16 protein-coding genes and 1 pseudogene are annotated in these 11,764 nt (G+C 69.3%); 10 read left to right on the top strand and 7 right to left on the bottom strand.

The window, feature by feature from the left end; all coding sequences use genetic code 11:
* Positions 1 to 12 precede the first annotated feature (12 nt).
* From ACFY1U_RS46040 to ACFY1U_RS46060, 5 genes are all read left to right on the top strand, one after another.
* Entirely contained in the window at positions 13 to 831 is an 819-nt protein-coding gene (locus ACFY1U_RS46040) for an immunity 49 family protein (RefSeq protein WP_390700060.1), read from the top strand.
* A 41-nt stretch (positions 832 to 872) separates the two neighbouring features.
* Entirely contained in the window at positions 873 to 1,199 is a 327-nt protein-coding gene (locus ACFY1U_RS46045; RefSeq protein ID WP_344406158.1) for a hypothetical protein, read from the top strand.
* Between the two features lie 41 nt (positions 1,200 to 1,240).
* Positions 1,241 to 3,127, top strand: a complete 1,887-nt coding sequence (locus ACFY1U_RS46050) for an ATP-binding protein (RefSeq protein WP_390700061.1) — start codon at positions 1,241 to 1,243, stop codon at positions 3,125 to 3,127.
* Between the two features lie 131 nt (positions 3,128 to 3,258).
* On the top strand, positions 3,259 to 3,975 hold the full coding sequence (locus ACFY1U_RS46055; protein WP_390700062.1) for a hypothetical protein: 717 nt from the start codon (positions 3,259 to 3,261) through the stop codon (positions 3,973 to 3,975).
* A 181-nt stretch (positions 3,976 to 4,156) separates the two neighbouring features.
* Positions 4,157 to 4,369, top strand: coding sequence for a hypothetical protein (locus ACFY1U_RS46060; RefSeq protein ID WP_390700063.1), 213 nt, complete (start codon positions 4,157 to 4,159; stop codon positions 4,367 to 4,369).
* A gap of 50 nt (positions 4,370 to 4,419) precedes the next feature.
* Here ACFY1U_RS46060 and ACFY1U_RS46065 read toward each other — a convergent pair whose 3' ends face one another.
* The 3 genes from ACFY1U_RS46065 to ACFY1U_RS46075 are packed head-to-tail and all read right to left on the bottom strand — an operon-like array spanning position 4,420 to position 6,356.
* On the bottom strand, positions 4,420 to 4,809 hold the full coding sequence (locus tag ACFY1U_RS46065) for a hypothetical protein (RefSeq protein ID WP_390700064.1): 390 nt from the start codon (positions 4,807 to 4,809) through the stop codon (positions 4,420 to 4,422).
* Positions 4,810 to 4,862: 53 nt separating this feature from the next.
* A complete protein-coding gene (locus ACFY1U_RS46070; protein ID WP_390700065.1) occupies positions 4,863 to 6,008 on the bottom strand; it encodes a PE-PGRS family protein in 1,146 nt (381 codons plus the stop codon).
* A 21-nt stretch (positions 6,009 to 6,029) separates the two neighbouring features.
* Positions 6,030 to 6,356, bottom strand: coding sequence for a hypothetical protein (locus tag ACFY1U_RS46075; protein WP_390700066.1), 327 nt, complete (start codon positions 6,354 to 6,356; stop codon positions 6,030 to 6,032).
* Between the two features lie 180 nt (positions 6,357 to 6,536).
* Between ACFY1U_RS46075 and ACFY1U_RS46080 the strand changes: the two genes are divergently transcribed.
* From ACFY1U_RS46080 to ACFY1U_RS46100, 5 genes are all read left to right on the top strand, one after another.
* The gene (locus ACFY1U_RS46080; RefSeq protein WP_390700067.1) at positions 6,537 to 7,073 is read left to right on the top strand and encodes a hypothetical protein; all 537 of its coding nucleotides are present in this window, start codon (positions 6,537 to 6,539) and stop codon (positions 7,071 to 7,073) included.
* Positions 7,074 to 7,103: 30 nt separating this feature from the next.
* Positions 7,104 to 7,691 (top strand): hypothetical protein, encoded by a 588-nt coding sequence (locus tag ACFY1U_RS46085; RefSeq protein WP_390700068.1) that lies wholly within the window; start codon positions 7,104 to 7,106, stop codon positions 7,689 to 7,691.
* A 129-nt stretch (positions 7,692 to 7,820) separates the two neighbouring features.
* Positions 7,821 to 8,297 (top strand): hypothetical protein, encoded by a 477-nt coding sequence (locus ACFY1U_RS46090; RefSeq protein ID WP_390700069.1) that lies wholly within the window; start codon positions 7,821 to 7,823, stop codon positions 8,295 to 8,297.
* 21 nt (positions 8,298 to 8,318) lie between these two features.
* Positions 8,319 to 9,446 carry a hypothetical protein gene (locus ACFY1U_RS46095; protein WP_390700070.1) on the top strand — a complete coding sequence of 376 codons (1,128 nt, stop codon included), beginning with the start codon at positions 8,319 to 8,321 and terminating at the stop codon, positions 9,444 to 9,446.
* Positions 9,443 to 9,691, top strand: coding sequence for a hypothetical protein (locus ACFY1U_RS46100; RefSeq protein WP_390700071.1), 249 nt, complete (start codon positions 9,443 to 9,445; stop codon positions 9,689 to 9,691). The genes ACFY1U_RS46095 and ACFY1U_RS46100 overlap by 4 nt, the downstream gene beginning before the upstream one ends.
* Positions 9,692 to 9,762: 71 nt before the next feature.
* On the opposite strand, the gene ACFY1U_RS46105 is transcribed toward ACFY1U_RS46100, so the two are convergent.
* The 4 genes and pseudogenes from ACFY1U_RS46105 to ACFY1U_RS46120 form a co-directional block, all read right to left on the bottom strand.
* Positions 9,763 to 10,524 (bottom strand): hypothetical protein, encoded by a 762-nt coding sequence (locus tag ACFY1U_RS46105; protein WP_390700072.1) that lies wholly within the window; start codon positions 10,522 to 10,524, stop codon positions 9,763 to 9,765.
* 263 nt (positions 10,525 to 10,787) lie between these two features.
* The gene (locus ACFY1U_RS46110; RefSeq protein ID WP_390700073.1) at positions 10,788 to 11,129 is read right to left on the bottom strand and encodes a hypothetical protein; all 342 of its coding nucleotides are present in this window, start codon (positions 11,127 to 11,129) and stop codon (positions 10,788 to 10,790) included.
* A gap of 70 nt (positions 11,130 to 11,199) precedes the next feature.
* A pseudogene (locus ACFY1U_RS46115) lies at positions 11,200 to 11,520 on the bottom strand (protease inhibitor I42 family protein); the annotation flags it as partial.
* Between the two features lie 9 nt (positions 11,521 to 11,529).
* Complete coding sequence (locus ACFY1U_RS46120; protein ID WP_390700074.1) at positions 11,530 to 11,712, bottom strand: hypothetical protein; 183 nt, start codon at positions 11,710 to 11,712, stop codon at positions 11,530 to 11,532.
* Between the last annotated feature and the right edge of the window lie 52 nt (positions 11,713 to 11,764).

Raw genomic sequence — 11,764 nt, forward strand, 5'->3', positions numbered from 1 at the left:
CCGACGCGAAACATGGCGAGGATCCTCCCGACTCTCACCGACGACTTCTGGGAGGACGTCGACGGACTGCAGAACCAGCCCTCGTGGTTCTCGAACGTTCTGGCAGACGCCATCGGGCTGCTCGGCCGGCACTGCGTCCTGGACCCGGAGTCCGACAAGCTCGAGACCTGGGAGGCCTGCGTCACCGCCATGCAGGTCGGCTCCGCCCTCTTCGTGTCGGCGCAGGCCCCGGCCGGCACCACCTTCGAGTACCGCATCGGTCACGAGATGCGGACCGTCCGCGCCGGCGCCCTGCCCCGCGCTCACGCCGGCAACTGGCTCAATGCCTTCTGGCTTGCCTGTGTCTGCCGTGAGAAGAAGCGGATGACCGAGCTGTGCCAGTTCCCCGTCTCGCGTCTTCGGCAGGCCGACGGGGTTCTCGACGAGTACGTCTACGACTGGGTGGAAGCGCTCCAGGCCTATTGGCTCAAGCGCCCGGAGTTCGGCGACAAACTGGTGGCCGCGGTGGAAAAAACGGATCCCGCCGCACTACGGCACGCGCCGCGCGACGGCGTACTGCAGATCATGTATCCGCCGATGAACCTCCTGACCCAGCTGGTGCGCGGTGACCAGGAGAGGTTCAACGCCGAGCTGGCCAAGGCCGTGGAGTGGCACAAGGAGTACTGGACCCGCGACGAGGACCGGGCACTGACCACCGAGGGCCTGGTGGCCCTGGGCCCGCTGGCCGTGTCCAGCCTCGCCGTCCAGACCGGCTTCACCATCACCGTCGAGTCCGAGTACCTGCCGAAACATCTCCTCGAAGGTGCCTGGGTCAACGAGTTCCCCACCTGATCGCAGCCGCCCCCGCCCCCAGGCGACAGACGAAGGAAGCCATGACCTCGGACACCCCGCCCCCGGCACCACAGACCCCGCCCACCACCCCGGACCAGGCCCTCGAGATCGTCCGCGCGCGTTACGCCGATCCCAAGCTGCCCGACGGCACCCCCGCCGAGCTGCGGGTCCACGAGTTCGACATCGGCTACCTCGTGTACGCGGTGTTCCCGCCCACCACCGACGCGGCCGGCCGGCCCCGGCCCGCCCCGCCCGGCGGAGCCAAGATCGTGGTCTCGAAGGAGACCGGCGAGAGCGTGACCGTCCCCAACTTCCCGACCGAGCAGGCGATCGCGCTGTACCGGCAGAACCTCGGTCGCAACTCCTAGCCTTTCGTCCACCACTCCGGCACCCGCGAGGTCCCCCACCGATGACCGCCCCGACCAACGGCTACGCACCCCATCCCTACCTGGGCGGACGCACCGCCGTACTGCGTGCGCTCGCCGCCTGGCGGTCGGACCGGCCGGATGCACCCCGGGTGATCATCCTCACCGGCAGCCCGGGCAGCGGGCGTTCGCACCTGCTGACCGGCTTCCTGATGCTGTGCGACCCGGAGTTCCGCGGGCGGCTGCCGCTGGCGGACCTCGACCCGTCGACCGTGCCGCCCGACCTCCCCGCCCCGGCCGTGCCGAGCGCGGCAGGGCTGACCGCGGCGCAGCTCGGCTGGCTCATCGCGGACCACTACGGCCTCCGGGCCGGCCGCCTCGAAGAGGTCTACGCCGCGCTCGGCGCCCTCGGCCGGACCGAGACCGTGGTTGTGCCCGATGTCGACCGGGCGGGTCCGGTGCGTACGACGGGCGAGCCGGCCCGCGTCGTACGGGAGGTGCTGAGGCCGCTCGCCGCCACCGCGAACGTGCGGCTGCTCGCGGACGTACCGCGCGAGCTCGTCACCGAGCTCGGAGGTGAACTCCCGCCCGGCACGGTGCAGATCATCGATCTCGACGACCCGCAGTGGGCCGACCCGCGCGGTCTGGTGCTGCAGGCGTACGCGCTGCTCAGACCGGAGTCCGGCGCCCCGGAGCCGCCCTTCGCCTCGGATGCTGCGGCGAGGCGGACCCTGGCCGAGGCGATCGGACGCCGGGCCGGAACGAGCCCCCTCACCGTGCAGCTCGCCGTCCGGAGCCTCCTGACGAGTCCGCGCTCGGCCGCCCCGTACGACGAAACTCTCCTGCCCTCGTCGGTCGGCGAGGCACTTGACCTGCACGCCCGCCGCCTCGGAGCGGACCCGCGGACCCTGCGTCAGCTCCTGACGCCGCTGGCCCTCGCGGAGGGCGACGGTCTACCCGTCGCCCTCTGGACACGGCTCGTCAACGCCCTTGCGGGCAAGGACATGAGCGGCCCCCTCGCGGACAGCGATGCGCTCGCAGGACCGTTCGTCGAGTCGCATCGGCCGGACGGGAACGGCAGCGCGCGTACGCTGCTGCGGCTGCTGCATCCGGCCATCGGAGACGAGATCCGCGCCGGCCTGCCGAACGTCCGTGCCGCCCAGACACAGATCGCGATGGCGCTGCTGGAGGCCGTGCCGGACCAGGACTGGAGCAGGGCCGACCCGTATGTACGGGACCACATCGCGGGCCACACCCTGGAGGCGGGCCTGCTGCCCCAACTCCTCACGGACCCCGGGCTGTTCGTCCACGCCGCTCCGGTGCCGCTGCGGGCCGCCGTCGAGGCGGTACCGGCCGAGGAACTGGGTGCACCGGCCCGGACGTATCTGCGTACGGCGGCCCTGCTCACCCGTACCCAGGTGCCTGCGCTCCAGCGTGCCGCCCTGCTGGAGACGGCGTTCGTCGAGGACGGCCTGCCCGAGTACGCCGACGCCATCCACGGGCGGCTCGGCCTCGACCTGCCCTGGCAGACCCTGTGGAGCCTGTCCGCGCCCGGCATCAGTGCGGTGAGCGTCGGCCGTCTGCCCCGCCCGGAAGGACCGGACGCTCCCGTCGCCGTGCTCGCCGCCCCGACGGGCACGCTCATCCACGGCCTCGTAGACCCGGACGATCCGGGCGAGACCGACCCCGCACAGGTCCTGACCCTCTCCGAGGAGGCGCGGGCCGCCGCTCCGCTGGTTCTGAGCCGGGGCGCCGACTACCTCCGGGTCTGGGACCGGGCGACGGAGGACATCATGGCCACGCTGGTCTCCGGCACACCCATCACCGCGGCCGACCTCTCCCCCGACGGCATCCTCGTCGTCGCGACGGAGCGCGCGGCGAAGGCTCTGCGGATCACCGGACAGCATCGCGGACGCACGTCGTCCGTCTGAGAGCCGCATCGAGGCTTCCCGAACAAGACAACACCCTTCACGCAGCCCGCTCCTGCTCCACCGTCCCCCTCCTGATCTCACTGATAACTTGCTGCTTCTGCCAGTCAACTCCATTGAGTCCACGGGGAACCATGAGCCAGCCGCCCTTCCAGCCGCCGCCGCAGCCGCCGCAGCCACCTCAGCCACCTCAGAACCACCCGAACCCCTACGCCCAGCCCGTCCCTCCGCAGCAGCAGCCGGGGTTCGGGCCGCCGGCTCCTCCGCCCGGGCAGCCCCCGATGTACGCCGGACCGCAGCCCGTCCCTCAGGGGCAGCCGCCGATGTACCCGATGCAGCCGACACCGCCGTTCCAGGCGCCGCCCTTCGGGCAGCGGCCGAACGCGGGCGGTAATGCCGTCGGCGCGGTGTTCCTCGGGTTGTTGGTCTCCTTCGTCGTGTCGGCGCTCTACACCGGCCTCATCCTGGCGACCTACAAGGACATCACGTCCACCGCCGTGGCCAACGCCCTCTCCTTGGGCCATGCACTTCTCAATGGCGCGATTGTCGGCGCACTGGTCGGCAAGGTGGGGCGCGGCAGCAACGGTGCCCGGATCGGCGGAGCCGTCATCGCCGCGCTCGGCGCCTTCTTCGGCGACACCAACGCCCTCCCGCTCGTCATCGCCAAGGAACAGGGACTCATGGCACTCAGGGACATGCTGGAGTACAACCCGTTCCTCCCGGCCAAGGCCTGGTGGCACAGCGATGCCACCGGTGGAGTCGACTGGTTCTCCCTGCTCAGCCTCGTCCTCGCCGCAGGCGCCGCCTGGGGCGTCGCGTACCTCGTCGGCAAGAGTCGCCGTCCGGCGTGACGTGTCAACTGCTGTGCCGGAGGCCCGGGGCCGGTGCAGCCACGGCCGCGTTCGGCCGCTGCGCATCGCATGGCCTGCCGCCCATGCTGATGAACGACATGGGTGACGACAGCCGGGAGCAACGGCAGACTCGCATCGCATCTGGCGCAGTGCGGCCCTGCTCGCCGACTACCTCAACGTCATGGCGACGATCAGCGCCGCGTTGGCGGCTGCCCTGCCGGACCTCAACGTCGCCATACGGGTGCTGAGCGGCCCCCTGGCTGTCGTCGCCGCCACCGGCTTCTGGCAGGCCCTGCGCAGCGACCGCAGCCGCAGCGGCAAGCACCTGGCACTCTCCTTCGCCTGCGCTCTGGGGAGCTTTGCGGTGCTGGTGGCACTGCGCAGCATGGCCTGAACCGGTTCTGATGAGCACCCACGCGCACGCCACGCCGCCCCGCCCCCGCCTCAGCGCCGACCCGACCGCTCTCCCCTGACGGAACCGTGCACGGGCGCGTCCCGCTCGGCACGTTCGCGGTCGAGTTCGGCCTGCTGCCGTGCGTCCCAGTCCGCGAACTGCCCCTTGGACTGCTGGCGTTCGGCATACGTCTGGTCGTCGGCCGCCCGACGCATCTCGTGGAGCCGCTGGTACACGGCCTCGGTGTAACGGGGGTCCTGGAAGGCGTCCTTGACGTCGACGCGTCCGCTCAGCACCTCACCCGCCATCTCGCGCAGGGCCGGGTCGAGCGAGGTCGCGCCGGCGATGGTGCGCAGGGAGCGGCGCAGCCGCAGGGCCTGTTCGGGGTCCTGGGCGATCCCCATGAGTTCCTCGTCCTGGATCTCCCGGTCCGCGGTCATGGGTCCGGCCGTCCTTCCTGTCGTGTTTTGTCGTTCGCCACCGGTGAGCGGCGTCACCCGAACTCGCTTCGAGCCCAGTCCTGTGCGCCCCCGGAGGCGTGCGCAGAGCCGGAGCGCACCGTCGAGGCGGATGCCGCGGTCCTGTGGGAGGACGCCTGCGTGGCGGGGGAGGAGCCCGAGCCCGCCTCGGAGGAGCTGTCCGCGGCCCCGTCGGACGACTCCGCGGCGTTGCCACCGTGTCCGGACAGCGCGTCGACCCCGTGCTGTACGCGGGTCCCGACCGCCCCGGTGACCTTCTCCGTCGCCTGGTCCACGGCGTTGTCCACGTGCCCCTGCACGTCCGTGTAGCCCGCGATGGTCGATCCCTCGCCGCCCGTCACCTCGTTCTTGAGGCCGTCCAGGTATTCGCCGCCCGCCTTCTCGGCGACGTCCGTGGTCTCCCCGAGGTCGATGCCGGACCGCTCGTCGAAGTGGGTCTCGATGCTCTGCTGGGCGATGTTCTGCGCCATTCCGACGGCGGCTTCCTTGGCCTTCTCCTTGGCCGCGTCCACCACCTTCTCCTGGACGAACTGCTTCGCCTCTTCCTTGATCTTGTCCTTGGCGAACTGCTTGACCTTCTCCTTGGTGATCTTCTCGAGCTGCTCCTTGGCGATCTTCTTCAGGGCGTCCATGGTGGCGTGCTCCATGGCCTTGGTGATCGCCTGCATGACCTCCGCCCTGAGCTTGTTGAGCAGCTCCCGGACGATCACCCGCGCGGCCTGGGTCGCACCCAGCGCGCCGACCTCGGACAGCCCGAAGGTGAAGGGGGCCGCGGCCTGCGCCGCGATGATCTCCACGGCCAGGGCGATGAGCTGCGCGATCACGGCCAGCTTCGCCGTGAGGACGGCGATCGCGGCCGCGTCGAAGGCGAGGGCGATCACCTCGCACGCGGTCTTCGCGTCCGGGATGTAGCTGTCCTGGCCGCCCGCGCCGGTGTAGGCGCCCCAGCCCTTGGTGAATTCGTCGACGGCCGTACCGGCGTTGCTCGCCAGGACGGTGCGGGCGAATCCGTCGCCCGCCGTCTGGATCGTTTCGAGATCCTTGCCGAAGGCCCGCCAGGCCTCGGCGACATCGTGCAGTGCCTGTTCGTCGGCCTCGGGCCAGCTGTAGCCGAGGAGATCGAGCACCCAGACAAGCTCGCTGGGCAGTGTGAGCGACATGCCAGTATCCCCGATATTTAATTAGAGCCGACCCGAAATCCCGTCCATCAACACATAGTTCGACGATTCCGATTCGTCGTAGTTATGCGCCATGTCCTGCAGGTTGTGCCCGATCTTCTCCAGCCGCTTCCCCAGGCTGTCCATCGATGTGAAGATTCCGTCACGAACCGGCGTGTAGACCTGTCCGAAGATCTCCCCGAAATCCGCGTCCGCCCACGGTTCCCCAAGCCCTTCAAGGGTGTCCTGGAGCCGCTTGGAGGCCTTCGTGAAATCGCCTCCGAGTTCGGCGAAGTTCACTCCCTGCTCGCGGAGTACGCCGGTGTCCACATCAAAGGCGTCGAACGCCATAACTCTCCCCCGTACCGCTTGGCGCATTCATATAGGACGACAGGCGGATACCTTAGACTCCTTGCGCACGACCCGGCAAACCGTCGGTCAAGACGTCGGTCAAGACCGTAAAGCTTCTCAGGGGGACGACCAACAGTGGTGACAACACAGCCGCGTTACGGCAGTACAGGCAGCCTGTGGGTGGGAAGACTCGTCGGCCTGGGGCTGCTCCTCATGGCCGTGGCGGTCGCCGTGGTGACCATTCCGGAACTGCGCAGCGAACTTGCCGGTGACGGCACCGAGGGAACCCTCACGGTTTCTTCATGCGAAACACACACGCGGACCCACTACGGCACGCACAGGCGTACGACACAGCTCGAGTTCAGCTGCACCGGAAACTGGGCCGCGCAGGGCGGAAAGGCCAGTTACCAGGACGTCGTGGTGAAAACGTCCGCGCGTTTCGAGGCCGGCGCGAAAATCCCCGTCGTACAGGCGGACGACACCTTCGAACTTCCCGAGGACCGGGCCCCAGGAAAAGACGCCGCAATTCTCGCGTTGTGTCTCTCCCTGGTGGCTTTCGGCATCTTCTGCCTCCTCACCGGTTTCGGCGCCCGCAACGGCCCCGCCCTCTCGGACTCCTGGCAGCGCCTGCCGGCCACCCGCGTGACCGGTCCCGTCCTGGGCGGCGTATTCGCCCTGGGCGCCCTGGCGGCACTCGTCTGCGCGCTCGCCCTGTAACGCCCGCCCGTATCCCTCTGAGGAACCGCCATGACACAAGTACACGGGAACGCCGCGACGAACGCCGCCGCACCAGGAGACCGGACGGGCCTCGGCCGCCTCGTCGGCGCGGGCCTCATCCTCGCAGGACTCGTCGCCCTGGCCCTCGGCGCCTACCTCGGCCCCTACACCTACGCCACGTCCACCCCGGGCAAGCTCACCGTCCAGACCTGCACCGTCGAGTACAAGTACCGGAGCTCGTCGAGCAGTTCGGGCTCACGGAAGAAGACCAGGACCAGATGGTGCTACGGCACCTTCACGTCCACCGACGGCACCGTCAAGGACCTCAACGCCGAGCTCAAGAGCGACGCCCTGTACACCCGCGGCCACGTCATCGAGGCCCGCCGGACGAGCGACACCTCGTACATGCAGGACCACGGCTGGACCCGCGCCATCGCCGTCGGCTGCGCCTGGGGGTTCGGCGCCCTGATCGCCCTGGCCGTCGGCCTCTTCTGCGCCGTCACCGGCTTCCCCTACGGCCAGGGCGAGAGCCGGCGCCTGTTCCGCACCACCCTGGTGACGGCCGCGGTGGGCGTACTCGGGCTCGTGATCAGCTTGTTGGTGGTGTTCTTCACGTGACGGAGGGGCCGGCCGAGGGGGGCGCAGAGAGATGACGGTGGCACATCAAGTGACGGCTGCCCTACGCTGATCAAGAACGTTCCTTCTGTACGGGGTGAGAGCCGGCAACCGGCTCTGGAGGAGACGGCGATGAGCCATGCAGTCGATCCGCGGTTAGCGTATGCCCAGGTCGCGGCACCAGCGACCACCGCTGCACCAGCCCTGACCACCATCGCGCAACCCGAGCCGTCGCCCTCACCGGGCCCTCCGCCCACGCCTCCGCCGCCCGCGCCGCCGGTCTGGGGCGGCGACCCGGACGTAGGAGTCAGCTCGTCGTTCCTGCGGGCCAGGGCCGACGACTGCGAAACCACCTCCGGATTGCTCCGCAGGACGGGCGGCCCGGCCGAGGACTCCTTCCGCGATCTGGCGAAGGCGGCGCCCGGCTGGTCGTTCGTCGGCAGCATCGACGACATGCAGCACCGCTGGGAGGACCTGCTCAAGGTCGTCACGGACCGCCTGGACACGGCCGCGCGGAACTTCCGCGACAGCGCGGACGCGTACGACGGCAACGAGGTGTCGACCGCCTCGCAGTTCGCCGACCCGCACACACCGAACCCGTCCCGCTGAGCCGGAGGGAGCAGCAGCACCATGGTCACCTTCCACCAGCTCATCGAGCTGGACGTCCACGCGCTGGAGACGTTCGCCGACGGCTGGAACACCATCCACCGCAAGATCAAGGACGCCCGTACGGAGTTCCACGACGGCGTGGTCCAGAAGCTGCACCAGGACCACTGGCAGGGCGAGGCGGGCGAGCGCGCACAGGCCTACTGCGACCGCGTGCAGATGGACATCGACGCACTGGACCAGGAGGTCAGGGGGTTGCGCGACTTCCTCGACCAGGAGGCCGACGGCGCGAAGGGCACCGGCGGGACCAAGGGCCTGGAGGAGCTGCAGCGCAGGGCCCGGGAGATCCAGCAGGACGCGCTGGAGAACGGCATGACGATCAGCACGGACGGCCGGATCGAGATGTGCGTCGTCGACAACCCCGACGACCCCGAGGTGCACGACAACTATGAACAGCACCAGCGCACCGCCGACGGCCTCCAGGAACGCCTGAACCAGGTCCTCGACAAGGCGGCCGAAGAAGACGCGTGGCTCACCAAGAGCCTGAAGGTGGTCTTCGGCACGGCCCACAACTTCGAGAGCGAGAACCGGAAGTTCAACATCGACAGGCCGGACGACAAGGACTACAAGGTCCGCAACCAGCTGAACAACGTCGCCGCGTACTTCGCCACGGTCAAGGACTGGCCCACGGCGGCCGGGCTGGTCCAGCACTACCTGGACGGCAGCGGCAAGACGGTGGAGGTCGAGCCGCAGACCATGATGGACCAGATCGCGGCCTTCCAGTCGGACGTCGACGAGACCCTGCGGGGGGACGTCCACGGCCGCCCGGACGGCCCATTCACCACCGAGTGGAAGTCCACCGCCCCCAACCCCGCGGACGGCGACAGCAGTTCGGAGTGGTACTACGCGCTCAACCACTTCCAGTACCGGTTGACCGGTTACGTCCACGACGGCGAGGTCACCTACCGGGTCGAGGTCCAGAAGCGCTACGACTGGGGCGTCCCCAGCGAGCACCGCGCCAACGCCACCGGTGGCTGGGGCCCGGCCAGCATGAACCTGGAGCAGGCCGACATCGCGCACCTCAACACCGTCGGCCTGGGGCGTGACTTCGACGTGGTCGGCACCTCCGACGAAATAACGTCCTGCGCATGACGACCGGCCGACACACCCCGCGCAACACCGGGCCGCGTCCACCGCGGGACGGGAAGCCGAGCCGTGGACGGACGGTACCGCGAGGCGTACTGCGGGTCGCGATGTGGCTGGCGGCGCTGGCCGCCGTCGCGTTCACCGTCGTCGTGGTCTACGGGTTCATCCAGTTCAACCATGCCGTCGACCATCCCGGGGACGGGTTCTCGGGGTGGCAGTGCGCGGCCGAGTCGGGGACCTGCGGGCCCTGAATCCACAAAGGACACGGCCCGGCGGGCAACTGCCCGCCGGGCCGACGACTGCGTAACCAGGGGTTACCGGATTACTTCTTCGGTGCCTCTTCGACCGAGCCGGAGGGCGCCTGCGCGCCTACCGGCTTGCCGAAGTCGGAGTACACGAGGTTCTGCATGTCCTCACGGCTGCTGACCTGCTTGAAGTAGTACGGCTTGCCCGTCGTCGCCACGTACCACGTGACCGACTCCCCCTTGGCCGTCATGACAACCGGCACCGCCTGCCGCCCGTCCACCGTGGTGACCTTCCCCTTGGTCACCTTGTTGCCGGCGTCGAGCGTGTCAGGGGCGGTGAACTGCTCCTGGTGGCACCAGCTGGCGAAGCCCTTCATCAGCGGGTTGCTCGGCGTACCGTGGAGCCACTTGTCGGCGGAGAGCGTGTTGGCGCCGAGTTCGGAGTTGAACTCCTTGACGATCGCCGAGTCCGGCTTGGCCCAGACGTCGTTGCCCTTGCGGATGACCTGGAAGGCGCCCTTCGCCATCTTCACCTTGCCGACGCATTCCGTGGCGGACAGCAGCATGTCGGTCTTGGTGTCCCCGCGGGTCATCTGCTCCCGGAAGGAGCCGGCGGCGGCGTTGGCCTTGTGGCCCGAGTCGTAGATCGCCTTGGCGGAGAGCTTCTCGATGCCGTTCGGCTCGGCGGCGGGACTGGCTTCTGCGGTCTTCGACGGCGTGGAGCCACCTGCGGACCCGGCGGCGCCGGTGTCGCTCTTGCAGGCCGCGAGCGACACCATGGCCGCGGCGCAGGCGAGGGCGGTGGCGGCGCGTCGGACGGTCAGGACACGCGTGTGCATGAATACCCCGTGATGATTGATTGCGTGCAAACGTGCTTGATCATCCAAGCAAAGGCCTGTCCAAGAACTCCATCTAAGAGCTATATCAGCGGACTTGTCGGCAAAATCCCCTCCGGGCCTTCACACCTTCACCCCAATCGGCGGGCGCGTTCCACCGGCTGCACGGGGGCACTCCACGCTCCGCCAGTCCTTCGGAGATACGGCAGAGGAGCTCCACCGGGACGCACTCGCCCGGATGCTCCCATGATCCGGAGAAGTGCCGCTCACTCCCCGGCTGCCCGAGAGCGGTGAACGCGCCAGAGGCTGAGCAGTTCGGCCACGGCCTCCAGCCAGCGGGCGGCCTCCTCGTCGCCGTCGATCCCGTCGGCGGCGGTGGCCGCAGCCTCCAGCCAAGCACGCACCATGGACACCGCTTCCTCGCCCGGCACCGGCTCCTGCAGCTCGGCCGCGTACCGGACGCCCCCGCTCCGTACCACCTTGGCGAGGAAGGCCACCGCCCGCGGCTGGATGCCGAGCCGGTACGGCAGGACGGCGGCGCCCACCGCGCCGTCTCCGAAGAGGGCGGTGCGGTGCGGTCCGGCGAAGGAGAGGCTGTAGCGCAGCATCGGACGGGGTGACGGGACCGCCGGCATCGCCGCCGCCGGCGCAGGCACCGCGCGGGCACTGGATGAGCCGGATCTTCGTCGTACCCGGACCGACGGCCTTGAAGCCGAAGAAGTCCGTCCCGCTCCCGCTGCCGACGGCGCCGTCATCGGCCTCGACCTCCTCCCGCTTGTCCGTCCTCCGGACGACGTCGCGGTCAGGCTGCGGCGATGTCACGTACCACCACTCCCCCATCGCGGTGTCGACGGGAACGGACAGCCTGAACTCCTCCCCCGCGTCCACCTGTATGTGCTTCTCACCCAGCTCATAGGTGTCCGGCCCGGTGGTGCCGCAGCCCGCGAGCGCGGTCATCAGCAGGGCGGGAAGGGCCAGTCGGCGCAGGGCGCTGGCCATGACGCTCACTTATCGGTCGGCGGGCAGGTGGACGGCGTACGCGTCGGGCATGCGGGAGTCGGAGGCCTTGTCCATATGGCCGTTGACGAAGTCGTCCTCACTGACCCAGGTCGTCTGGCCCCACGGGTTGTAGCCGCCGGTGTGCGGGCTGATCTCGTCGTTGGCGATCTCGTTCTGCCCGCCGCTGTCCATGCCATCCGGAACGTCGGACCACCCATGCAGGTAGTCGCCGTCGTCCTCCTCG

It is taken from the genome of Streptomyces sp. NPDC001351, assembly GCF_042896045.1.
Classification (GTDB): Bacteria; Actinomycetota; Actinomycetes; order Streptomycetales; family Streptomycetaceae; genus Streptomyces.

Excerpts from the sequence above, each read along its gene's own strand:
- ACFY1U_RS46040 (WP_390700060.1), top strand. The coding sequence starts at position 13 with ATGGCGAGGATCCTCCCGACTCTCACCGACGACTTCTGGGAGGACGTC.
- ACFY1U_RS46045 (WP_344406158.1), top strand. The coding sequence starts at position 873 with ATGACCTCGGACACCCCGCCCCCGGCACCACAGACCCCGCCCACCACC.
- ACFY1U_RS46050 (WP_390700061.1), top strand. The coding sequence starts at position 1,241 with ATGACCGCCCCGACCAACGGCTACGCACCCCATCCCTACCTGGGCGGA.
- ACFY1U_RS46055 (WP_390700062.1), top strand. The coding sequence starts at position 3,259 with ATGAGCCAGCCGCCCTTCCAGCCGCCGCCGCAGCCGCCGCAGCCACCT.
- ACFY1U_RS46060 (WP_390700063.1), top strand. The coding sequence starts at position 4,157 with ATGGCGACGATCAGCGCCGCGTTGGCGGCTGCCCTGCCGGACCTCAAC.
- ACFY1U_RS46065 (WP_390700064.1), bottom strand. The coding sequence starts at position 4,809 with ATGACCGCGGACCGGGAGATCCAGGACGAGGAACTCATGGGGATCGCC.
- ACFY1U_RS46070 (WP_390700065.1), bottom strand. The coding sequence starts at position 6,008 with ATGTCGCTCACACTGCCCAGCGAGCTTGTCTGGGTGCTCGATCTCCTC.
- ACFY1U_RS46075 (WP_390700066.1), bottom strand. The coding sequence starts at position 6,356 with ATGGCGTTCGACGCCTTTGATGTGGACACCGGCGTACTCCGCGAGCAG.
- ACFY1U_RS46085 (WP_390700068.1), top strand. The coding sequence starts at position 7,104 with ATGACACAAGTACACGGGAACGCCGCGACGAACGCCGCCGCACCAGGA.
- ACFY1U_RS46090 (WP_390700069.1), top strand. The coding sequence starts at position 7,821 with ATGAGCCATGCAGTCGATCCGCGGTTAGCGTATGCCCAGGTCGCGGCA.
- ACFY1U_RS46095 (WP_390700070.1), top strand. The coding sequence starts at position 8,319 with ATGGTCACCTTCCACCAGCTCATCGAGCTGGACGTCCACGCGCTGGAG.
- ACFY1U_RS46100 (WP_390700071.1), top strand. The coding sequence starts at position 9,443 with ATGACGACCGGCCGACACACCCCGCGCAACACCGGGCCGCGTCCACCG.
- ACFY1U_RS46105 (WP_390700072.1), bottom strand. The coding sequence starts at position 10,524 with ATGCACACGCGTGTCCTGACCGTCCGACGCGCCGCCACCGCCCTCGCC.
- ACFY1U_RS46110 (WP_390700073.1), bottom strand. The coding sequence starts at position 11,129 with ATGCTGCGCTACAGCCTCTCCTTCGCCGGACCGCACCGCACCGCCCTC.
- ACFY1U_RS46120 (WP_390700074.1), bottom strand. The coding sequence starts at position 11,712 with ATGGACAGCGGCGGGCAGAACGAGATCGCCAACGACGAGATCAGCCCG.